Raw genomic sequence first — 19,919 nt, 5'->3', positions numbered from 1 at the left:
CGGGGCGCGGGGTGGGGGGGCGGCCGTCCCCGCCCGCGCGTGGCGGCGCGGGTCCCCCCGGGGGGCCGCCCCCCCGCGGGGGGGGGGGGGGGGCCCCCGGGGGGGGGGGCCCCCCCACCGCCGCGCACGACTACGCGCCGACGGCTCCCCACGTACCCCACGTGCACGAACTACGTACTGCACCGGATCTCACCCCACCCCGTACCAGGGCACGGTTGCCAAGCCACCGGTGCTTCCGTGCTCTGGCCGAGGACCTCGATCGAGCGGTTCAACGCCGGTGTCAGGACCCGGCCGCTTCGGAGAACCGCCCTCCAGGTCGTCTGCTCGACGGGGCGGAGCCGTGCGTGGTCCAGGATCCGCCTACCGGCCATGCCCCCTGAGCGCCCATCTCCAAGCGCCCCTGCTGCGTCACCTACCGAGGACGCCAGGTGCCGTCGAGCGGAATGCCGGCAGCTGCCGCGATCCGGTCGCGGGACGCGCCCAGGCGGGCCCGCAGCGCCGTCAGGTCCACGTTCACCAGGACGCCGTCGCGTTTGACCACGCGGCCGGCGACGAGGACGGTGTCCACCAGCCCGGGGTGGCCGGCGCTGACGATGGTGGCGACCGGGTCGGTGACCGGGAAGACGGTCAGGTCGTCGGCGCGCAGCAGGACGATGTCGGCGTCCTTGCCTGGCGTGATGCTGCCCGTTCTGGCGTCGAGCCCGCATGACCGGGCGGCGTCGACGGTGGCGGAGGCGAGCAGGTCGCGGGAGCGCAGGCCGCCGTCCAGACCGCGCTGCACGGCGAAGGCGGTCCGCATCGTGGAGAACATGTCGCCGCCGGCCGAGGGGACGTCGTCGACGGAGAGCGTCGGGCGCAGGCCTGCGGCCAGTGCCCGGCCGGTCATCGGGAATCCGAAGCCCATCTTCAACTCGACGTCCGGACTGATCGACAGCGAGCTCCCCGCGTCGGCGAGCATCCGCAGCTCCTCGTCACTGAGCCCGTTGCCGTGCACGAACGTGGTGGTGTCCCGCAGCAGACCGTGCTCGCTCAGATCGGCGATCGCCCCGCTCACGATGTCCACGTGCAGGCTGGTGCGCAGGTCGAGCTCGGCCGCCAGCTTCAGCTCCCGAGCGACGGTGTCCATGCCGGTGGCCTCGGGGCCGCGCAGCCCCCACGCCATGGTGACCAGGCCGTCGGCGGCCAGGTCGGCGCGGACGCGGCGGATGGCGGCGTCGACGGGGTCGGGCGTGCCCCATCCGGCGCCGAGGCAGAAGATCGACCGTCCCGGCGCGTCCCGCAGCGCCGCGACCGCGGCGTCCTCGTGCTCCGGGGTCTGCGCGACGTGGTACCAGTCGAGCATCGTGGTCACACCGGAGTGGAGGGCTTCCAGGCGGCCGAGCAGGGTGCCCGCGTAGACGTCCTCGGGCCGGTAGTGGGGTTTGACCGTGCCGTGCATGGCCAGCGCCCACTCGGGGAACGTCCAGTCCGCGCCGACGCCCCGGAACGCCGTCTGCCAGGTGTGGCGGTGATTGTCGACGAAGCCGGGCATGACGATCCGGTCGGTCGCGTCGATCCGCTCGGCGTCCGGTGCGTCGATCCGCTCGGCGACCTCGACGATCACGCCGTCCTCGACGAGCACGTCACCGCGGGCGAGATCGCCGGCAGCGGGGTCCATGCTGACCACGGTGCCGCCGGTGAGCAGGGTTTTCATCGGGTGAACTCCTTCACGGACGTTTTCGGATGGTTCGAGATCATGTTGTGGCGGCCGCCGCGGCTCCGCTCAGGTGGACGCGGGTCGGGCGCGGGCGGTCAGAGCTTTCTGCCGCGGGCAGCCGACGAGGGAGAGCGCCGGGGCGAGGCCGCCGGTGAAGTGCAGCCGGCCCCCGCCGAAGCCGGCCAGGTCGGGGCCGGGAAGGCCCGCACCACGAGCACGGCGGCGCCGGCCGAGTGGTTCAGGCACCCGCCGCCGTGGCGTGCACGGCGTCGCCCGCGGCGAGTGCGTCGGCGACCAGGTCGGCGGTGTCCTCGGTGCCCGCGGCCAGCCGGACCAGGCCCGGCGGAACCGACTCGGCGATCTGGTCCTCGCTGAGCATCCCGCGCCACATGGACGCCGGATGCACGGCCAGCGATTCCACACCGCCGAGGCTGGCCGAACGGAGGAAGTAGCGCAGCTTGCCGAGGAAGGCGTCGGCCATCTCGAAGCCGCCGGTGAACTCGATGCCGAGCACCCCGCCGAAGCCGCTCATCTGCTCGGCGGCGAGCTTGTGCTGCGGGTGGGTCGCCAGGCCGGGATAGTGCACCCGGGTCACGGCGGGATGTTCGTTCAGGGCCCCGGCGAGGGCCCGGCCGTTGGCGTTGTGCCGTGGCACGCGCAGGGGCAGGGTGCGTATGCCGCGCAGCAGCAGCCAGGCGTCGACGGGGCCGAGGGTGGCGCCGGTGAGCAGGCCGACGTCCCAGATCCGGTTCAGGAGTTCGGTGGGTCCGGCGATCACTCCGGCGGAGACGTCGGAGTGGCCGTTGAGGTACTTGGTCGCGCTGTGCCAGACCAGGTCGATGCCGAGGTCGGCCGGCCGCTGGTTCAGCGGGGTGGCGAAGGTGTTGTCCGCGAGGGTCAGCACGTCGTGCGCACGGGCGAGGCCCGCGACGGCGCGCAGGTCGGTGATCCGCAGCAGCGGATTGCTCGGCGTCTCCACCAGGATCAGGCGGGTCCGGGGGGTCAGCGCCTTCGCGAACGCCTCCGGGTCGGTCTGGTCGACCTGGGTGGTGGACACGCCGAGGCGCGGCAGCAGGTTCTGCAGCACCGAGCTGGTGCCGCCGTAGGTGGACTTCTGCCCGATGACATGGTCACCGGCGGACACCAGGGCCAGCACCGCGGTGGTGAGTGCGGCCATCCCGGACGCGGTGACCATGGCCGCCTCGGTGCCCTCCAGCTCGGCGACCACGGCCGCCACCTGTGCGTGGTTGGGGTTGCCGAAGCGGGTGTAGAAGTCCGTACCCCGCGGTTCGACGGCGCCCTGCGCGAACGTCTCGCCGTCCTCGGCCCAGAACGCCGCCGTCTGGTAGATGGGCGGTGCCACGGCACGGCTGGGGTGGATCTCGCGATCGGCGTGGACGGTGATGGTGCTCCTGCCCGGCATGGCCTGCCCTCCGTGGACCGTTGGGGGTGATGCCGTCAAGCGTCGGTGGCCGACGCCCGGAACCGGACCGATCGCGGCAATTTTGGCAGCAAATTGCGCTCACGCCGGGCGCACGATTGTGGTACTAGGCAATCAGGCGCAATAAACTGCCACCCATGGACGAGGTGGACCGGTCGATTCTGGCCGTGCTGGAGAACAACGGTCGGATCAACAACAACGAGCTCGCCGCCCGGGTCGGACTGTCGCCCTCACCCTGCCTGCGACGCGTGCGCCAGCTGGAGGAAGCCGGCGTCATCCGCGGCTACCGGGCGCTGATCGATCCCGCCGCGGTCGGCCGTGGACTGCGGGTGTTCGCCGGGGTACGGCTGATGCGGCACACCCGCGCGGACGTCATCGCGTTCGAGCGCGGTGTCACCCAGCTGACCGAGGTGATCGCCTGCCACCACATCACCGGCAACTTCGACTACCTGCTCCAGGTCGAGGTCGCCGATCTGCCCGCCTACGAGGACTTCCACGCCAACCAGCTTGCCGCCCTGCCCGGCGTGGCCACGGTGTCCAGCTACGTCACCATGAAGACCCTCTCCCCCGGCGTCACGTGACGGCCTGGTCCCGGCACCGGTGCTCCGGCGCGTGGAGGCCGTGCGGCTGTCCGCGCTCCGGCAACCGCTGCCGGAGCGCGGGCGGCGGGACGGTCACAGGGTGACGGTGCCGCGGACGCAGACGGTGGCGGCGCCGCTGACCCAGACGGTGCCGTCCGGATCGGCGGTGATCTCGATGCTGGCGGCTCGTCCCAGCCTGGTGCCCTGGGAGACCCGGTAGGCGGAGGGTGCGGCGCCGGTGGCGGTGAGCCACTGCCCGACGCCGGCGTTCATGCTGCCGCACGCGGGGTCTTCGGGCACACCGGCGCCGGGGGCGAAGGTGCGCATCTCGAAGTGGTGCTCGGATCCCTCGGGGTGGGCCCCGATCGCACCGAACATCCCGGTCGGGACGAGCGACAGGTCGGGTTCGAGCGCGAGGACCTCCTCGGCGGTGGCCAGCTGGACCACGGCCCAGCCGGGCCCGTTGTCCACCCACTGGTGGGCCAGGACCCGCTCACGCGGGATGCCGAACGCGGCCACGATCCGGCTCAGGTGTTCCTCGTCGAGGGCGCCGTCGCGGACCCGTGGCGGAGCGGCGAAGGACAGCGTGCCCTCGCCGCGGCGCACGGTGACCAGGCCGGCGGCGCACTCCTGCACGATGCGGTCGGGGTGCCGCGGCGTGCCGCCGCCGTCCAGCCAGGCGCGCGCGGAACCGAGGGTGGGGTGCCCGGCGAACGGCAGCTCCCCCTGGGGCGTGAAGATCCGCAGCCGGTAGTCCGCCTCCGGCGTCGACGGGGGCAGGACGAACGTGGTCTCCGACAGGTTCGTCCAGCTCGCCAGGCGTTGCATGTCCTCGTCGGCCAGGTCCGTCCCGTCCAGGACCACCGCGACCGGATTGCCTCTGTAGGGGACGGTGGAGAACACGTCGACCTGCACGAACGGGCGGGTACGCGGCTCGGTCATCGGAGTCCTTTCGGTAGCGGCGGAAGCGGATCCCTGTCCGTCCGCCCGTCGGCGGCAGCGGGTCCATCCCAGCGGGCCCCGCACGGCCGGGACAGGGCCAGTCACCGGAAAGTGGACCGGCCGGTGCTCCCCCGGCTCCTCGGCACAGCCCTGCCGGCGGCTCGCCGGTGCTGCGCCGCTCAGAACGGACGCCGCCGCCCGGCACTCCCGCGGGCCGACGGATCGCGACTGGTCCAGGTGGCGAACCCGCCCCCGTCACGTGAAACCGGTACCCACCGCCGCCGCACCGGAGCCGGCCTACCGCGTCAGGGGTGCGCCCGGCGCCGGGCACGAGGCGGAACATCTCGGAGACGGACACCGTGTCGCCCGGCCGCGGGTACGCCAGGAGTGTGTCCAGGACGTGGTCTGACGAGGTCTGCCCGGCGGTCGACTGCCGGCCGGTGGAGAGCCGTTCGTAGGTCGGGCTCGTCGTCAGGGCTTTTTTGCGCCGTGAAGAACGGACCCTGCCTGTCACCAAACCCCGTCACCAGTGGTCGTCGGATCCTGCTGGATCGAGCTTCCGGTCGCCACCAACTACTGGACGGGTTGCGCCGGTGATGGACTGTGCGGCATGGGCCGCGTGGCTGTGGCCGGTCGAGTGTGTGTGGGATAGCAGCGTGTCAGCAGGCGTCTCAGCAGGGCCGGACTTGCCGGAGCCGAGCTTGCCGGTGACGACGCGGGCCGTGAGGACGTGACGATGCCTCGGCATCAGGAGCACGGTCTGCACCGTGTCGTGCCACGGCCGCCTGTACGCATCACCTGGGGGGACCCGGTCCGCGGCCAGCCTGAAGGCTCGAACGACTGAAGCGGCCCCGGAACGGCTGGGGGTCAGATCGGGTGTGCCGCCCGTGGCGAGGGCGTTGGGGAGGTTGATGCCGGTGGCTTCCTCGACGAGGAGGGGGATGAGGTCGCCCGCGGGGCGGCCGTTGACCTCGGTGACCCGGGGTCCGTCGGGGCTGAGCCGAGGCTCGATGCGCAGGACTGCCCGGGTGATGCCCAGGGCGCGTACTGCGGCGGTGACGCCGTAGGCGAGGACAGGGTCGGTGAGCAGCGGGTCGGCCGCGTCGACGCCGTGTGCTACTTCCTGGAACTGGTTCGGGGCCCAGGGACTTGAGGGTGCCAGCGGCGATGCGGACGTGTTCTGGGTTGTCGAGGACGACGGCCTCGACGCTGATTTCGGGACCGGGTGTGTACTGCTCGACCAGGGCTCCGGGCACGGACCGGTCTTCGAGGCCGAGCACGCTGTCCGTCAGTGCCCGGTCGACGGCGGCGCGGACGTCGTCGTCGGTGTCGGCGCGCAGGACGCCGGCGCTTCCTGCGTGGCCCCGGGGCTTGACGACGACGCGGTAGCCCAGCCGGTCGGCGGTCTTCACCGCTTGGTCGGGGCTTTCGGCGAGGCAGGACAGCGCCGAGCGGACTCCGTGCTCGGCCAGGAGGCGTCTCGTGGTGGCTTTGACGTGAAAGACTCGACGACGCGGCGAGGCTGACCATCGCGGCAAGAGGGCGCAGCGACCCGTGGACGGTCTAAGTGCTCGATTCGCCCCCGATTCGACCCCGCGAGTGCAAGGAGCGGGGAGTGCACCTGTCCCGGTCTCGGCCGGAGCGGTGAAGCGAACTGAATACCACGCGGCAGGCAGCAAGCGGCTGACCAGGTACTTTCCGTTCGACGGAAGTCCTATTGCCGGGGTGGAGGCGTCATCGTCATGGTGTTCCCGACACGACGTCGAGGATGACGGGACCCCTCTCATGCCGCACATCACCGCTTTCGCCAGGAACCAGTGGTACGTCGCCGCCTACAGTCACGAGGTCGGGCGCGAGTTGCTCGGGCGGACGATCCTCGGGGAGCCTCTCGTGTTCTACCGGGCGGAGGAGGACGGCACGCCCGTCGCCCTCGCCGACCGCTGCGTGCACCGCCGTTACCCGCTGTCGGAGAGCGGGCTCGACGGCGACCGGATCGTGTGCGGGTACCACGGGTTCACGTACGACCGGACCGGAGCGTGCGTGTACGTGCCGGGGCAGAAACGCATTCCGCGCACCGCACGGGTGGCCTCCTACCCGGTGGTCGAGCAGGACTCGCTGGTGTGGGTGTGGGTCGGCGACCCCGCGCTCGCCGACGCGGGTGCCGTCCCGCGCGCCCGGCACCTCGACTCCCCCGGCTGGCTGACGGTACGCGGCATGGAGCCCATCGACGCCGACCACGGTCTCCTCGTCGACAACCTCCTCGACCTCTCCCACGAGACCTATCTGCACGGCGGCTACATAGGCACCCCCGAGGTCGCCGAGACGCCCATCACCACCGAGGTCGACGAGGGCGCCGGGATCGTGCGGGTCAGCCGGCACATGGACGACGCCGAGTGCCCGCCGTTCTACGCCCGTTCGACCGGGATCGAGGGCCGGATCACGCGCTGGCAGGACATCGAGTACCACGCGCCGTGCCTGTATCTGCTGCACAGCCGGATCGCGCCGGCCGGGGTGGTGCCGGAGGCGGACGGCAGCGACCCGAACGGCTTCCACACCGAGATCACCTACGCGATCACCCCGTCCTCGGACGGCAAGGTGTACGACTTCTGGATGGTCTCCCGGGACTGGGCGACCGACGACGCCGAGGTCACCGAGTTCCTGCGGAGCAACAACCACACGGTGGTCATGCAGGACGTGGACGCCCTCAACCTCCTGCAGCGGACGCTGGGTTCGGAGCGGGCCGGCTACCAGGAGCTGAGCATCAACATCGACACCGGCGGCCTGGCCGCCCGCCGTATCCTCGCCCGGCTGGTCGAGGAGGGCGGCAAGCCCGTGGAGCAGGTCCTGTGAGCGCACCCACCGGTCGCACCGGTGAGATCTACCGCATCGACTGGCTGCCGGGCACCGACGTCCTGCACGGCACCTGTCACTGCGGCGCCGAGCACACCGCCAAGGACCCGGTCGAGATGTGGGAGTGGATGCTCGGCCACCCCGAGGGCCACCAGCCTCCGGAGCGCACCTCATGAGCCTGTACGAAGCCGAACTCGTCGTGACGGAACGCGTGCCGGCGGCCGAGGGAGTCGTCGCCCTGACCCTGCGGCATCCGCTGGGCGACGAACTGCCCGGCTGGGATCCCGGAGCGCATGTCGATGTCGTGCTCGGGCCGGAGCTGGAGCGGCAGTACTCGCTCTGCGGGGATCCCGGGGACCGGTCCGGCTGGCGGATCGCGGTACTCAGGGAGCCGGCCGGGCGGGGCGGATCCGCGCACGTGCACGAGCAGTTGGGCGTCGGCGGCACGGTGCGGGTGCGCGGGCCGCGGAACCACTTCCGGCTCGAACCCGCGCCCCGGTACCGGTTCGTCGCGGGCGGCATCGGCATCACGCCGATCCTGCCGATGCTCGCCGCCGCCGAGGCCGCGGGCGCCGAGTGGACGCTGCTGTACGGCGGCCGGACCCGGAGCTCCATGGCGTTCCTCGGCGAGCTGGCGCGGTACGGGGACCAGCGGGTCACCGTCGTCCCGCAGGACGAGTCCGGGCTGCCGGACCTGGCCGCGGTACTCGACGACGTCCCGGACGGCACCCTCGTGTACTGCTGCGGTCCGGGGCCGTTGCTGGACGCGGTGGAGGGGCGCTGTCCGGCCGGCGTGCTGCGGGTCGAGCGGTTCCGGCCGAAGGAGCAGGCGGCGGGCGACGAGCGGGAGTTCGAGGTCGTCCTCGCGCAGAGCGGTCGTACCCTCACCGTCGCGCCCGGTGTCTCAGTGCTGGACTCGGTCCGGGCGGCCGGGGTCGAGGTGCTCTACTCGTGCACCGAGGGCACCTGCGGGACGTGTGAGACGGACGTCCTCGAAGGCGACCCGGACCACCGGGACTCGGTGCTCACCGAGGCGGAGCGGGCGGCCGGGGAGACCATGCTCATCTGCGTGTCGCGATGCCGAGGGGCGCGCCTGGTGCTGGATCTGTGATCCGCAGGTCCGCCTCGATCGCCGCCACGGCCGCCCGAAGCCGCGGCAGCAGGTCGCGGCGGACCGTCGTCGCGGACATCCGCCCGGAGTGCACCGCGAGGCTCACCCCGGCCGCCGCCCGGCCGCTCCGGTCGCGGACCGGGGCGGCCAGCGACGTCACGCCGTCCTCCGGGTCGCCGTCGAGCAGCACGTACTCCTGCGCCCGTCCGGCTCCCGGCGGTTCGGCCAGCATCGCGCGGCCCACCGCCGTACCGCGCGCCGGGAAGCGCGCCCCCACCGCGACGGCCGCCGCCATCATCCGCCGGGCCGGAACCCGGGCGACGCACACGACCGCCTCCCCGTCCAGGACGCACAGTGCCGCCGACTCCCCCACCAGCGAGGTGAGTTGCTCCAGGTGCGGGGTGGCGAGGTGCGGCAGGTCGAGGCCGGCGAGGTAGGCGTAGCCGAGTTCCAGGACGCGCGGGGTGAGGCGGAACAGGCGGCCGTCCGAGTGGACGTATCCGAGGTCGGCGAGGGTCAGCAGCAGGCGGCGGGCGGCGGCGCGGGTCAGGTCGCAGGCGCGGGCCACCTCGCTGAGGGTGCGCGCCGGATGCTCGGCGTCGAAGGCGCGGATGACGGCCAGGCCGCGCTCGAAGGACCTCACGAAGTGCGGTGCACGGGCGTTCACGGGCATCATCGCCTCCCCGGTCCGACATGGCCGATACCGGGAACACGGTGAGAGCGCAGTTCGGTAACTGTCAACAATTTTGTCAGCCAAGCCCATTGACCCGCTCCTCCGGCCGGTTCTACCGTCCCGCTCAGCACCCCCCGATCGAGCACCACTGTGCGCAGTGCGCACAGCCTGTCGGAACACCGTTGTCTGCACAGGAGGAGCCATGCGTCGTCTGCTCGCCGGTCTCGCGACCGGCACCTTCCTGCTCGCCACGGCGGCCTGCGGCTCCTCCGGGGGCTCGTCGTCCACCGCCACCTCGTCGGGCGGCACCACCACGGTCAAGGTGGGGATCATCCCCATCGTCGACGTGGCCCCCCTCTATCTGGGCGAGAAGGAGGGCTTCTTCGGCAAGCGCGGCCTGAAGCTGTCGACGACCCTCGCGCAGGGCGGCGCGGCCATCGTGCCCGGGGTGACGAGCGGTCAGTTCCAGTTCGGCTTCAGCAACATGACCTCGCTGATGATCGCCCAGTCCAACGGCGTGCCGGTGCAGGCGATCGCCAACGGCGTGGCCTCGACCGGCGTGGCCGGCAAGGACTTCGGCGGGCTGGTCGTGAAGAAGGGCAGCAGCATCACGTCGCCCAAGCAGCTGGAGGGCAAGAAGGTCGCCGTCAACACGCTGAAGAACATCAACGAGACCGCGGTCCGGGAGTCCGTGCGCAAGGCGGGCGGCGACCCGGACAAGGTGAACTTCGTCGAGCTCGCCTTCGACCAGATGCCGGCCGCACTCGACAAGGGCCAGATCGACGCGGCGATGGCCGTCGAACCGGCCCTCGCCACCATGAAGCTCCAGGGCGCCACCGAGATCGCCTCGCCGCTCGTCGACGTGGCGCAGAACCTCACCGTCGCCATGTACTTCACCTCCACGTCGTACGCGCAGAAGAACCCGGCCGTCGTGAAGAAGTTCCAGGAGGCCGTCGCGGAGTCCCTGTCCTACGCCGACGCGCACCCGGACGAGGTCCGGCAGATCGTCACCACCTACACCAAGACCCCGGCCAACGTGCTGGCCAAGGTGACGCTGCCCAAGTGGCCCGCCGAGGCGAACCGTTCGTCGATCGAGACGCTGGAGAAGCTCAGCGAGCAGGACGGTCTCTTCAAGACGGCCCCCGACCTGGACAAGCTGCTGCCGTGACCGAACCCGTGAAGGGTCCCGTGAAGGGGCTGAACACCCTGTTGGGTGCGGCCGGGATCGCGGCCTTCCTCGTCCTCGGCGAGGCGGTGCCGCGGCTCGGCCTGGTCAAGGCGGACTACTTCCCGCCGACCAGCCGGATCGCCCGTGCGCTGGGCACCGAACTCGCCGACGGGGCCTTCTGGTCGGCGCTCGGCGACACCCTCACCGGCTGGGCGGTGGGCCTGGCCGTCGCGGTCGGCGCCGGCATCGCGGCCGGTGTCGTCCTCTGCGTCGTCCCGCACCTGCGCGCGGCCACCGCCTCCACGATCGAGTTCCTCCGCCCGATCCCCTCGGTCGCCCTGATCCCCCTCGCGATCCTCCTCTACGGCACCGAACTCCGCTCGGTCCTCCTCCTCGTCGTCTACGCCTCCTTCTGGCAGGTCCTGATCCAGGTGATGTACGGCGTCCAGGACGTCGACCCGGTCGCCGAGGAGACGGCGCGGTCGTACGGCCTGGGCACCTGGGCCCGGGTCCGGCACGTGCTGTGGCCGACCGCGCTGCCGTACGTGATGACCGGCGTCCGGCTGGCCGCCGCGGTCGCGCTGATCCTCACCATCACCGCCGAGCTGGTCATCGGGGCACCGGGGTTGGGGCAGCAGATCGCGGTCGCGCAGGCCTCGCAGGCGGTGCCGGACATGTACGCCCTGATCGTGGTGACCGGGCTGCTGGGACTTCTCATCAACGTGGGCGCCCGGTCGGTGGAGCGGCGGGCGCTGGCCTGGCACCAGTCGGTGCGCGGGGAGGTGGCGGTGTGAGGCGGCTGCTGCTGAGAGTGGTGTACCTCCTGGCGCTGCCCGCGCTGCTCCTCGCACTGTGGTGGGCGGCCTCGGCCGGCAGCACGAACGTCTACTGGCCGCCGCTGCGCACGATCCTGAAGACCTTCCCGGACGTGTGGACCGGTCAGCGGCTCCGTGACGACCTGCTGCGCAGTGTGCTGCGGCTGCTCGCCGGGTACGCGTCGGCGGCCGTCGCGGGTGTGGCACTGGGCACGGTCATCGGCTCGTACCGGCGGGTGCGGGCGGTGTGCGAACCGGTCCTGGAGTTCCTGCGGGCGGTGCCGCCGCCGGTCCTGGTCCCGGTCATCATGCTGTTCGCGGGCATCGGCGACTCGATGAAGATCGTGGTGATCGCCAGCGGCTGCGTCTGGCCGATCCTGCTCAACACCGTCGAGGGCGTACGGGCGGTGGACCCGGTGATGGCGGAGACGGCCCGTTCCTACGGCATCACGGGCACGGCACGGCTGCGTACGCTGGTCCTGCGTTCGGCGAGCCCGCAGATCTTCGCGGGCCTGCGGCAGGCGCTGTCCATCGGGATCATCCTGATGGTCATCAGCGAGATGTTCGCGGCCAGCAACGGGCTCGGTTTCACCATCGTGCAGTTCCAGCGCGAGTTCGCGATCCCCGACATGTGGACCGGGATCCTGCTGCTGGGCCTGCTCGGCTTCGCGCTGTCGGTGGTCTTCCAGGTGGTCGAGCGGCGGGTGCTCGGCTGGTACCACGGGCTGCGCACGTCAACCCGGCGGTCCTGAATGAACCTCGCGAAGGGGCGGTCCATGCTCGACGTACGCGGCCTGAAGAAGGTCTACGACGGATCCGGCCGCCGCGTCGAGGCGGTGCGGGACCTCACCTTCACCGTGGCGGCGGGCGAACTCGTCTGCCTGGTCGGCCCGTCGGGCTGCGGCAAGACCACGCTGCTGAAGTGCATGGGCGGCCTGCTCACCCCGACCGGCGGTGAAGTCCTCCTGGAGGGGCGCAGGGTGGCCGGGCCGCCGCCCGGAATGGCGTTCGTCTTCCAGGAGTACGGCCGCAGCCTGTTCCCCTGGATGCGGGTCGCCGAGAACGTCGAACTCCCGCTGAAGCAGAAGCACCTGCCGCGCGAGCGGCGCAAGGAGCTGGTCGCCGACGCGCTCGGCTCGGTCGGTCTCGCGGACGCCGCCGGTGCCTACCCGTGGCAGCTGTCCGGCGGCATGCAGCAGCGGGTGGCGATCGCGCGCGCCCTCGCCTACGAGCCCCGGGTGCTGCTGATGGACGAGCCGTTCGCGGCCGTGGACGCGCAGACCAGGGCCGATCTGGAGGACCTGGTCCGGGGGCTGTGGCGGGAGCGCGGGATCACGATCCTGTTCGTCACCCACGACATCGACGAGGCGGTCTACCTGGGCCAGCGGGTGATCGTGCTCTCCACCTCCCCGACCGTCGTCCAGGAGCAGCTGAAGGTCGATCTGCCGGACGAGCGCGACCAGTTGCACACGCGGATCGCCCCGCGCTTCGCCGAGCTGCGGACCCACGTGTACGAGCAGATCCAGGCGGCGAAGCGCGGGGTTCCCCGGGGGGAGGACCCGGTCACGAGGTCAGATACGCCTCCACCTCACTGAACTGGCCCGCCGGCCAGCCGTTGTTGGCGGTCACGGTGAGCCGCAGGTAGCGCAGGTTGGTGGAGCCGGGCAGCGGCACGGTGACGGTGTTGCCGGTGGCCGGGTCGAAGCGGTAGCCCGTGGCGCCCACCACGGTCGAGTAGGTCGACCCGTCGGTGCTGCCGAGGACGGTGACCGTCTGGGTCCGCGCGCTCCAGGCCGAGGACGGGGGCAGCTTCAGCACCAGCCGCCGGGCCGCGTAGGAGGAGCCGAGGTCGACGGTGAGCGACTGCGGGAACGCGTTGTTGGTGGACTCCCAGTAGCTGTTCGCGTCGCCGTCGACCGCCTTGCCGGGCGTGTAGACGTCCACCGAGCCGGTGGCGGTCGCCGGGTGGCCCTGGGCGAGGTTGCGGTTCGGGTCCGGGTCGGGGTTGCCCTGCCCGGGGGCCGGCCAGCTGGAGCAGTCCGACCAGGTGCTGGACCAGCCGGAGTTGCCGCCGCCGTCGGTGAGCGCGAAGGAGCCGGAGTTCGCCGGGTAGGGGCAGTTGTAGATGCCGGCCGCGCCGACGCCGGTCGCGGTGACGTTGCGGAAGGTGGCCGCGCCCTGCGCCTCGGCCTGGACCACCACCGTGCCGGTGTTCTGCACGGTCGCGCCGGTCACGTTGACGTTGCGGACCGGGTACCCCTGCCCGCCGCCGGAGACGAACTCGAAGGCGCTGTATGGGCTGTTGCTGATCGTGGTGTTGGTGATGTTCACGGTGGCGTTGATGGCGCTGTCGTAGGAGTCGACGCGCAGCGCGCCCATCGGGTGGTTCCAGTTGGGGTTGATCGCGCCGGTGCGCACGAGCGTGTTGCCGTCGACCGTGATGGTGCCGGACAGCGGGGAGAACGGGTCGAGGAACTTCTGGTTGGAGACGGCGATACCGCTGCCGAGGGCGTTGGTGTCGGAGATCAGGTTGTTCTTCACCGAGAGGTCGGTGCCGCCGTAGATCGCGATGCCGTTGGCCAGGTTCGGCTGGGAGACGGTGTTGTTGCTGAAGCCGGAGTTGGTGTCGGGCGAGTTCAGCGACCACATGGCGAGGGAGTCGTCGCCCTGGTTGCGCAGGAAGTTGTTGCGGACCTGGACGCCGTGGGCGTTGCCGTTGAGGTTGAGGCCGTCGGCGGTGGTGTCGAGGACGCGGTTGTTCTCGACGACGAGGTTGTCGTTGTTGCCCGTCAGCCAGAACCCGCACTTCAGGTGCTGGATCCACATGCCGGAGACCGAACTGTTCGGCCCGAGCGAGCCGTTGACGAAGTTGTCCGGGTTGGAGTCGACGCGTTCGGTGACCTCGCCGATGACCGCGAAGTTGCTGATGTGGACGTTCCCGGAGGAGCTGCTCTGGTCGATGAACCGGGAGGTGTGCACGACCGAGTACCAGCTGCCGGCGCCGAGCAGGGTCACGTTCTGCACGCCGCCGAGGGAGGACGTCAGCCGGTAGTCGCCCGGCGGGATCCACACCGTGCCGCCCTGGGCGGCGGAGACGGCGTCCCGGAAGGCCTGGGTGGAGTCGCCGTTGCCGCTCGGGTCGGCGCCCTTGGAGACGACGGAGACCGACCCGGCGGGCTGCGCCGCGGCCGCGGCGACCTGTTCGAAGTCGGCGACGTCCACGGTGACTTGAGTACCGGTGGATTCGAATGCGACCTTGTCGCCGGCCTGGATGTTCTGGCCGAGCAACAGCCGGGCGTTGTCGAAGAAGTGGTGCTGCTTGGCGCCGGCGATCCAGCCCGTGTCGACGTAGGAGTACTTCGACGTGACGGCCAGGGTCCTCGCCAGCCTGACCCCGTTGACGTACACGTTCAGGGTACCGGTCTGGCCGTCGGGGACGCTGTAGGAGAGGTTCACGGCGTTGGACGCCTGGGGGGCGGTGAACTCGACCCGCTGTCCTGAGGTGAGGCGTACGGCCTGGCGTCCCGAGGCCTCGGAGGCGAGAGTCCCCTGGGTGTAGTCGGGGCCGATCTTCGTACCCGTGGTGGTCGCCGCCTCCGCCTCCACCGAGGTGGAGGGGAGGCTCGCGCCCGCGGCCGCGTGGGCGGCGGGCGCGAGGGCGACGAGCATGCCCGCGGCGAGCGCCACGGCGGCCGCCATGGCTGGCATGCTCCTGACAGAGAGGGCGGTGCTGCGCTGCATGTGCTGATCCCTTCGGGGTGGGGGGAGGGGAATAGCGCGAGCGGTACCGGCGGCCCGGTCGGTTCAGTTCACCAGCCAGGCCGCCGTGTCCTGCGGCAGCCGGCCTTCGTCGTCCAACGGGCCGCTGCTGAGCAGGAGTTCGGAGTGGGCGGGGAGTTCGGCGGGGGCGGCGCCCAGGTTGACCACGCACGTCGCACCGTCGGCGCGGCTGAAGGCGAGGACGCCCTCGGGCGTGGACAGCCAGGTCAGCGGACCCGAACCGAAGCGCGGGCGCAGGGCGACGGCGCGCCGGTACAGGGCGAGCATGGAGCCGGGGTCGTCCTGCTGCCGGTCGACCGCGTACGACGCCCAGCCGGCCGGCTGCGGCAGCCACGGCTCCGCCCCCGGGCCGAAGCCCGCGTGCGGCGCCCCGGCCGCCCAGGGCAGCGGCACCCGGCAGCCGTCCCGGCCCGGGTCGGTGCCGCCGGACCGGAAGTACATCGGGTCCTGGATGCGGTCGACGGGAATGTCGGCCTCGGGCAGCCCCAGCTCCTCGCCCTGGTAGACGTAGACCGCGCCGGGCAGGGCCAGCGAGAGCAGCGCGGCCGCACGGGCCCTGCGCGCCCCCAGCTCCAGGTCGGTCGGGACGCCGAAGGCCTTGGCCGCGAAGTCGAAGGCGGTGTCCTCGCGGCCGTACCGGGTGGCGGTACGGGTCACGTCGTGGTTGCACAGCACCCAGGTGGCGGGGGCACCGACCGGGGCGTGCTCGGCGAGCGTGGTGTCGATCGAGGTCCGCAGCCGCGCCGCGTCCCAGGGGCAGGACAGGAAGGAGAAGTTGAAGGCGGTGTGGAGTTCGTCGGGGCGCAGGTAGCGGGCGAAGCGTTCGGCGTCGGGGAGCCAGACCTCGCCGACGAAGACGCCGTCGTAGGCGTCGGCGACCGCGCGCCAGGCACGGTAGATGCCGTGGAGTTCGTCGCGGTCCACGAAGGGGTGCGGATGCGGGTGCGAGGCCAGGTCGGGCAGGTCCGGGTCCTTGGCGAGCAGAGCGGCCGAGTCGATGCGGACGCCCGCGACGCCCCGCTCGAACCAGAAGCGCAGGATGTCCTCGTGCTCCTGGTGGACCGCCGGGTGCGCCCAGTTGAGGTCGGGCTGTTCCGGGGTGAAGAGGTGGAGGTACCACTCGCCGTCGGGCAGCCGGGTCCAGACCGGTTCGGTGGAGCCGACGAACTGCGACGGCCAGTCGTTGGGCGGCAGGTCGCCGTTCGGGCCGCGGCCGGGCCGGAAGTGGAACAGCTCGCGCTCCGGGCTGCCGGGACCGGCGGCCAGCGCCGCCTGGAACCACGGGTGCTGGTCGGAGACGTGGTTGGGGACGATGTCGACGATCGTCCGGATGCCCAGCTCCCGCGCTTCCGAAATGAGCTTCTCGGCCTCGGCGAGGGTGCCGAACGCCGGGTCGATGGCCCGGTAGTCGGCGACGTCGTAGCCGCCGTCCTTCATGGGGGACGGGTACCAGGGGCTGAACCACAGTGCGTCCACGCCGAGTTCGGCGAGGTACGGCAGCTTCGCGCGGACGCCCGCGAGGTCGCCGGTGCCGTCGCCGTCGCTGTCGGCGAAGCTGCGGACGTACACCTGGTAGATGACGGCCGAACGCCACCAGTCCTGGTCCTTCGGGGCATGGCTGGGCTGTCCCACTGGGCGAACCTTTCTGTCGGAGGAAGGGCCGTCAGCCCTTGGTGCTGCCCGCGCTGATCCCGGCGATGATGTGCCGCTGGAAGACGAGGAACAGCGCGACCATCGGGATGCTGGCGATCACCATCGCGGCGATGAGCACGGTGAGCTGGATGTTCTGCGACAGCTGGACCAGGGCCACGCTGATGGGCTGTTTGTCCGTGTCGGAGAAGACCATCAGCGGCCACAGGAAGTCCTGCCAGACCGCCACCAGGGCGAAGATCGAGACGACCCCGAGGACCGGACGGGACATGGGCAGGACCACGGACCAGAGGATGCGCAGCTTTCCGGCGCCGTCGATCTCGGCGGCCTCCAGCACGTCCCGGGGCAGCTGGTCGAAGAACCGCTTGAGGAGATAGAGGTTGAAGGCGTTGGCGACGGCCGGCAGCCAGATGCCGAGCGGGTCGTTGAGCAGGCTGGTGTGGAGGAACGGCAGGTCGGCGACGGTCAGGTACTTGGGCACGACCAGGGCCTGGGCCGGCACCATCAGGGTGGCCAGGATGCCGCCGAGGATCACCTTGCCGAAGGCCGGCTTCAGCTTCGACAGGGCGTAGGCGGCGGCCGTGCAGAACACCAGCTGGAAGGCCCAGGCGCCGGCGGCCTGCACCACCGTGTTCCACAGGTGCTCCGGGAGCTGCATCAGGTCCCAGGCGTCGGTGTAGCCGGACAGGTGCCAGTGCTTGGGGATGACCGTGGGCGGGGTCTGGGCGATCTCGTCCGGCGACTTCATCGCCCCGGTCACCATCCAGTACACGGGGAACAGGAAGGCGAGCGCGAAGAGGACGACGACCCCCGTGAAGACCGTCCAGTAGGCCGCTCTCCCGCGCGGACGGGCCAGGGTCGCCGGGGAGATCAGGGTGCGGGTGGCGCTGCTCATCCGTCCTCCCCGGACCGGGTCAGCCGCAGGTACACGGCGGAGAAGATGCCGAGCAGCACCAGGAGCATCACGCTGAGCGCGCAGGCGCCGCCGAAGTCGTTGTAGAGGAAGGCGTACTTGTAGATCAGGTAGAGCACGGTGACCGTGGCGTTCTCCGGGCCGCCGCCCGTGATGACGAACGGCTCGGTGAACACCTGCATGGTGGCGATGATCTGAAGCAGCATCAGCATGAGGATGACGAACCGGGTCTGCGGGATCGTCACGTGTCGGATGCGCTGCAGCAGGTTCGCGCCGTCCAGTTCGGCGGCCTCGTACAGCTCGCCGGGGATGGACTGGAGGGCGGCAAGGTAGATCAGGACGGTGCCGCCCATGTTGGCCCAGGTGGCCACGATCACCAGGGAGATCAGCGCGGTGCCGGTGCCGTTGGTCCAGTTCGAGGTGGGCAGGTGCAGGAAGCGCAGCGTCTCGTTGGCGAGGCCGGCCCCGGGGTCGTAGAACCACTTCCACAGCAGGGCGCTGACCACCGGCGGGATCATCACCGGCAGGTAGACCACGACCCGGAAGAACGCCTTGGCGTGCCGCAGTTCGTTGAGGACCAGGGCGAGGACGAACGGGATCGCGAAGCCGATCAGCAGGGCCAGCAGCGTGAAGGTGAGGGTGTTGCGCCAGGCCGCCGAGAACTCCGGGTCGTGCAGGACCCGGGTGAAGTTGGCGGTGCCGACCCACTCGGCGGACGAGCCCGGCGTGTACTTCTGGAAGGAGATCACGACGGCGCGGATCGCCGGGTACCAGGAGAACAGGGCGAAGCAGACCAGTCCGCCGAGCAGGAAGCCGTAGGCGCGGACCTGGTCGGTGATCCGGCGCCGCCTCCGGTCCCCTGCCGGGGGCGGCGCCGGGGCCTGTCGGGCGCCGACCGCCGCGGAGGCGGGTCGGCGCTCGGCCGTCTTGGTCATCGCGGTCAGCCTCGCGCCAGGATGCCGTTGATCTTGTCGTTGGCGTCCTTGAGGAGCTGGTCGATGTCGGCGTCCTTCTTGGTCAGGACCGCGGAGACGGTGCCGTCGAGGACGGAGTAGATCTGCTGGGCGTCCGGCGGCTCGATCTTCATCTGCAGGGACTGGTTGCCGTCCAGGAACGCCTGGTAGTTCTCCACCGGCACGTTGGCGTTGGCCTTCTTGACCGCCTGGTCCTTGGCGTCGGCGGCGCCGGTGAACAGGCGCGGCTCGGGCAGGCCGACCGGCGCGTTGTTCTGCTTGGCGCGGGCGTAGTCGCCGAGGAAGCCGTCCCCGGGGGTGAGGAACATGGAGTCGAGCCACTTGAGGCCGGCCCGGATCTGGGCGGGGGTGTCCTTCTTGTTGAACATGTAGCCGTCGCCACCGATGAGCGTGCCCTGGCCGCCGGGCATCGGGCCGAGGGCGAGGTCCTTGTAGTTGCCGCCCTTCTCCTTCACCAGGATCGGGATGTTGTCCGGCGCCGAGAGGTACATGCCGAGCTTGCCCGAACCCATCATCTGCTGCACGTCGTTGATGATGAGGAGCTGCTTGCTGCCCATCGAGTTGTCGGTCCAGCGCATGTCGTGCAGGTTCTGCAGGACCGCGTGCCCCTGGGGGGTGTCGACGCTCGCCGACTTGCCGTCGGCCGACACCACGTCGCCGCCCTGCGAGTACGTCTCCGCCGTGAAGTGCCAGCCGCCCTGGTTCTGCGCGCTGTAGTCGGCGTACCCGACGGTGCCGTTGCCGAGCGCGGCGATCTTCTTGGCGTCCGCGCGGACCTCTTCCCAGGTCGTCGGCGGCTGGTCGGGGTCGAGGCCGGCCTGCTGGAAGAGCTTGCGGTTGTAGATCAGGCCCATCGAGTAGCCGGTGCGCGGGATGCCGTAGACCTTGCCGTCGACGGTGTAGATGTCCCGCAGCTGCTTCTGGATGGTGTCGTAGCTCTTCAGTTCCTTGAGGTACGGCGTGAGGTCGGCCGCCTGGTTGATGTCGACGACGTGCTTGGCGTCGGTGAAGTACGTGTAGAACACGTCCTCCATCTGGCCGCCGGCGAGCTTGGCGTCGAAGGTCTTCGGATCCTGGCAGGGGAACGCGTCGTGCGCGACGACGTCGATGTCCGGGTTCTTCTTCTTGAAGTCGGCTATGTCCTGCTCGAAGAAGGACCGGTCGACCTTGGCGCTCTTCGGCGGCTCGCAGTTGACGGTGATGCGTGTCTTGCCGCTGCCCGCGTCGTCGTCGCTCGACCCGCAGGCCGTGGCGGAGAGCGCGAGTGAGGAACAGACGCCGATCGCGACGAGAGCACGGCGGAACCCGGTGCTGGACATCGGTGG

At 71.0% G+C, this 19,919-nt stretch carries 19 protein-coding genes; 8 read left to right on the top strand and 11 right to left on the bottom strand.

The genetic code is table 11. The features are described from left to right. Positions 1 to 412 precede the first annotated feature (412 nt). The 3 genes from ACIQVL_RS42450 to ACIQVL_RS42440 form a co-directional block, all read right to left on the bottom strand. Positions 413 to 1,693, bottom strand: coding sequence for an amidohydrolase family protein (locus tag ACIQVL_RS42450; RefSeq protein WP_403478143.1), 1,281 nt, complete (start codon positions 1,691 to 1,693; stop codon positions 413 to 415). 69 nt (positions 1,694 to 1,762) lie between these two features. After that, the gene (locus tag ACIQVL_RS42445; protein WP_403440523.1) at positions 1,763 to 1,942 is read right to left on the bottom strand and encodes a hypothetical protein; all 180 of its coding nucleotides are present in this window, start codon (positions 1,940 to 1,942) and stop codon (positions 1,763 to 1,765) included. After that, positions 1,935 to 3,119, bottom strand: a complete 1,185-nt coding sequence (locus tag ACIQVL_RS42440; protein WP_403478142.1) for a trans-sulfuration enzyme family protein — start codon at positions 3,117 to 3,119, stop codon at positions 1,935 to 1,937. The genes ACIQVL_RS42445 and ACIQVL_RS42440 overlap by 8 nt, the downstream gene beginning before the upstream one ends. A gap of 155 nt (positions 3,120 to 3,274) precedes the next feature. Here ACIQVL_RS42440 and ACIQVL_RS42435 point away from each other — a divergent pair, with 155 nt between their 5' ends. Next, positions 3,275 to 3,718 carry an Lrp/AsnC family transcriptional regulator gene (locus ACIQVL_RS42435; RefSeq protein WP_403478141.1) on the top strand — a complete coding sequence of 148 codons (444 nt, stop codon included), beginning with the start codon at positions 3,275 to 3,277 and terminating at the stop codon, positions 3,716 to 3,718. A gap of 93 nt (positions 3,719 to 3,811) precedes the next feature. Here ACIQVL_RS42435 and ACIQVL_RS42430 read toward each other — a convergent pair whose 3' ends face one another. Continuing rightward, the gene (locus tag ACIQVL_RS42430; protein WP_403440516.1) at positions 3,812 to 4,660 is read right to left on the bottom strand and encodes a PhzF family phenazine biosynthesis protein; all 849 of its coding nucleotides are present in this window, start codon (positions 4,658 to 4,660) and stop codon (positions 3,812 to 3,814) included. A 794-nt stretch (positions 4,661 to 5,454) separates the two neighbouring features. Then, on the bottom strand, positions 5,455 to 6,447 hold the full coding sequence (locus ACIQVL_RS42425) for an acetyl-CoA carboxylase biotin carboxylase subunit family protein (RefSeq protein WP_403478140.1): 993 nt from the start codon (positions 6,445 to 6,447) through the stop codon (positions 5,455 to 5,457). Here ACIQVL_RS42425 and ACIQVL_RS42420 point away from each other — a divergent pair. The 3 genes from ACIQVL_RS42420 to ACIQVL_RS42410 are packed head-to-tail and all read left to right on the top strand — an operon-like array spanning position 6,446 to position 8,621. Next, positions 6,446 to 7,510 carry a Rieske 2Fe-2S domain-containing protein gene (locus ACIQVL_RS42420; RefSeq protein WP_403478139.1) on the top strand — a complete coding sequence of 355 codons (1,065 nt, stop codon included), beginning with the start codon at positions 6,446 to 6,448 and terminating at the stop codon, positions 7,508 to 7,510. The two genes, ACIQVL_RS42425 and ACIQVL_RS42420, sit on opposite strands and share 2 nt — an antisense overlap. After that, complete coding sequence (locus ACIQVL_RS42415; protein WP_403440505.1) at positions 7,507 to 7,686, top strand: hypothetical protein; 180 nt, start codon at positions 7,507 to 7,509, stop codon at positions 7,684 to 7,686. The genes ACIQVL_RS42420 and ACIQVL_RS42415 overlap by 4 nt, the downstream gene beginning before the upstream one ends. Beyond that, entirely contained in the window at positions 7,683 to 8,621 is a 939-nt protein-coding gene (locus ACIQVL_RS42410) for a PDR/VanB family oxidoreductase (protein WP_403478138.1), read from the top strand. Before ACIQVL_RS42415 ends, ACIQVL_RS42410 begins: the two co-directional genes overlap by 4 nt. Here ACIQVL_RS42410 and ACIQVL_RS42405 read toward each other — a convergent pair. Then, entirely contained in the window at positions 8,572 to 9,294 is a 723-nt protein-coding gene (locus ACIQVL_RS42405) for a helix-turn-helix domain-containing protein (RefSeq protein ID WP_403478137.1), read from the bottom strand. The two genes, ACIQVL_RS42410 and ACIQVL_RS42405, sit on opposite strands and share 50 nt — an antisense overlap. Before the next feature lie 202 nt (positions 9,295 to 9,496). Here ACIQVL_RS42405 and ACIQVL_RS42400 point away from each other — a divergent pair, with 202 nt between their 5' ends. Genes ACIQVL_RS42400 through ACIQVL_RS42385 form a run of 4 tightly spaced genes read left to right on the top strand, consistent with a single transcriptional unit; the run spans position 9,497 to position 12,872 of the window. Further along, positions 9,497 to 10,462, top strand: coding sequence for an ABC transporter substrate-binding protein (locus tag ACIQVL_RS42400; RefSeq protein WP_403478136.1), 966 nt, complete (start codon positions 9,497 to 9,499; stop codon positions 10,460 to 10,462). Between the two features lie 20 nt (positions 10,463 to 10,482). After that, positions 10,483 to 11,256 (top strand): ABC transporter permease, encoded by a 774-nt coding sequence (locus ACIQVL_RS42395; RefSeq protein WP_403478146.1) that lies wholly within the window; start codon positions 10,483 to 10,485, stop codon positions 11,254 to 11,256. Next, positions 11,253 to 12,029, top strand: a complete 777-nt coding sequence (locus ACIQVL_RS42390) for an ABC transporter permease (RefSeq protein ID WP_403478135.1) — start codon at positions 11,253 to 11,255, stop codon at positions 12,027 to 12,029. Before ACIQVL_RS42395 ends, ACIQVL_RS42390 begins: the two co-directional genes overlap by 4 nt. Positions 12,030 to 12,053: 24 nt before the next feature. After that, entirely contained in the window at positions 12,054 to 12,872 is an 819-nt protein-coding gene (locus ACIQVL_RS42385) for an ABC transporter ATP-binding protein (protein ID WP_403478134.1), read from the top strand. Here ACIQVL_RS42385 and ACIQVL_RS42380 read toward each other — a convergent pair. The 5 genes from ACIQVL_RS42380 to ACIQVL_RS42360 all read right to left on the bottom strand — a co-directional run bounded on the left by ACIQVL_RS42380 (position 12,841) and on the right by ACIQVL_RS42360 (position 19,913). Beyond that, positions 12,841 to 14,985, bottom strand: a complete 2,145-nt coding sequence (locus tag ACIQVL_RS42380; RefSeq protein WP_403478145.1) for a discoidin domain-containing protein — start codon at positions 14,983 to 14,985, stop codon at positions 12,841 to 12,843. The genes ACIQVL_RS42385 and ACIQVL_RS42380 overlap by 32 nt on opposite strands. 96 nt (positions 14,986 to 15,081) lie before the next feature. Next, positions 15,082 to 16,689 carry a glycoside hydrolase family 13 protein gene (locus ACIQVL_RS42375; RefSeq protein ID WP_403440488.1) on the bottom strand — a complete coding sequence of 536 codons (1,608 nt, stop codon included), beginning with the start codon at positions 16,687 to 16,689 and terminating at the stop codon, positions 15,082 to 15,084. A 31-nt stretch (positions 16,690 to 16,720) separates the two neighbouring features. Then, on the bottom strand, positions 16,721 to 17,602 hold the full coding sequence (locus ACIQVL_RS42370) for a carbohydrate ABC transporter permease (RefSeq protein WP_403440485.1): 882 nt from the start codon (positions 17,600 to 17,602) through the stop codon (positions 16,721 to 16,723). Then, on the bottom strand, positions 17,599 to 18,555 hold the full coding sequence (locus ACIQVL_RS42365) for a carbohydrate ABC transporter permease (RefSeq protein ID WP_403440482.1): 957 nt from the start codon (positions 18,553 to 18,555) through the stop codon (positions 17,599 to 17,601). The genes ACIQVL_RS42370 and ACIQVL_RS42365 overlap by 4 nt, the downstream gene beginning before the upstream one ends. Before the next feature lie 5 nt (positions 18,556 to 18,560). Then, complete coding sequence (locus ACIQVL_RS42360) at positions 18,561 to 19,913, bottom strand: ABC transporter substrate-binding protein (RefSeq protein WP_403478133.1); 1,353 nt, start codon at positions 19,911 to 19,913, stop codon at positions 18,561 to 18,563. Between the last annotated feature and the right edge of the window lie 6 nt (positions 19,914 to 19,919).

Origin of the sequence: Streptomyces sp. NPDC090499 (assembly GCF_044769305.1) — a bacterium.
Classification (GTDB): domain Bacteria; phylum Actinomycetota; class Actinomycetes; order Streptomycetales; family Streptomycetaceae; genus Streptomyces.
The sequence above is the reverse complement of the archived record's forward strand: the minus strand, read 5'-3'. Positions and strand labels throughout refer to the sequence as shown.

What these genes read in the sequence shown, in the direction of transcription:
- ACIQVL_RS42450 (WP_403478143.1), bottom strand. Translation starts at nt 1,693, where the DNA reads ATGAAAACCCTGCTCACCGGCGGCACCGTGGTCAGCATGGACCCCGCT.
- ACIQVL_RS42440 (WP_403478142.1), bottom strand. Translation starts at nt 3,119, where the DNA reads ATGCCGGGCAGGAGCACCATCACCGTCCACGCCGATCGCGAGATCCAC.
- ACIQVL_RS42435 (WP_403478141.1), top strand. Translation starts at nt 3,275, where the DNA reads ATGGACGAGGTGGACCGGTCGATTCTGGCCGTGCTGGAGAACAACGGT.
- ACIQVL_RS42430 (WP_403440516.1), bottom strand. Translation starts at nt 4,660, where the DNA reads ATGACCGAGCCGCGTACCCGCCCGTTCGTGCAGGTCGACGTGTTCTCC.
- ACIQVL_RS42420 (WP_403478139.1), top strand. Translation starts at nt 6,446, where the DNA reads ATGCCGCACATCACCGCTTTCGCCAGGAACCAGTGGTACGTCGCCGCC.
- ACIQVL_RS42425 (WP_403478140.1), bottom strand. Translation starts at nt 6,447, where the DNA reads ATGAGAGGGGTCCCGTCATCCTCGACGTCGTGTCGGGAACACCATGAC.
- ACIQVL_RS42410 (WP_403478138.1), top strand. Translation starts at nt 7,683, where the DNA reads ATGAGCCTGTACGAAGCCGAACTCGTCGTGACGGAACGCGTGCCGGCG.
- ACIQVL_RS42405 (WP_403478137.1), bottom strand. Translation starts at nt 9,294, where the DNA reads ATGCCCGTGAACGCCCGTGCACCGCACTTCGTGAGGTCCTTCGAGCGC.
- ACIQVL_RS42400 (WP_403478136.1), top strand. Translation starts at nt 9,497, where the DNA reads ATGCGTCGTCTGCTCGCCGGTCTCGCGACCGGCACCTTCCTGCTCGCC.
- ACIQVL_RS42385 (WP_403478134.1), top strand. Translation starts at nt 12,054, where the DNA reads ATGCTCGACGTACGCGGCCTGAAGAAGGTCTACGACGGATCCGGCCGC.
- ACIQVL_RS42380 (WP_403478145.1), bottom strand. Translation starts at nt 14,985, where the DNA reads ATGCCAGCCATGGCGGCCGCCGTGGCGCTCGCCGCGGGCATGCTCGTC.
- ACIQVL_RS42370 (WP_403440485.1), bottom strand. Translation starts at nt 17,602, where the DNA reads ATGAGCAGCGCCACCCGCACCCTGATCTCCCCGGCGACCCTGGCCCGT.
- ACIQVL_RS42365 (WP_403440482.1), bottom strand. Translation starts at nt 18,555, where the DNA reads ATGACCAAGACGGCCGAGCGCCGACCCGCCTCCGCGGCGGTCGGCGCC.
- ACIQVL_RS42360 (WP_403478133.1), bottom strand. Translation starts at nt 19,913, where the DNA reads ATGTCCAGCACCGGGTTCCGCCGTGCTCTCGTCGCGATCGGCGTCTGT.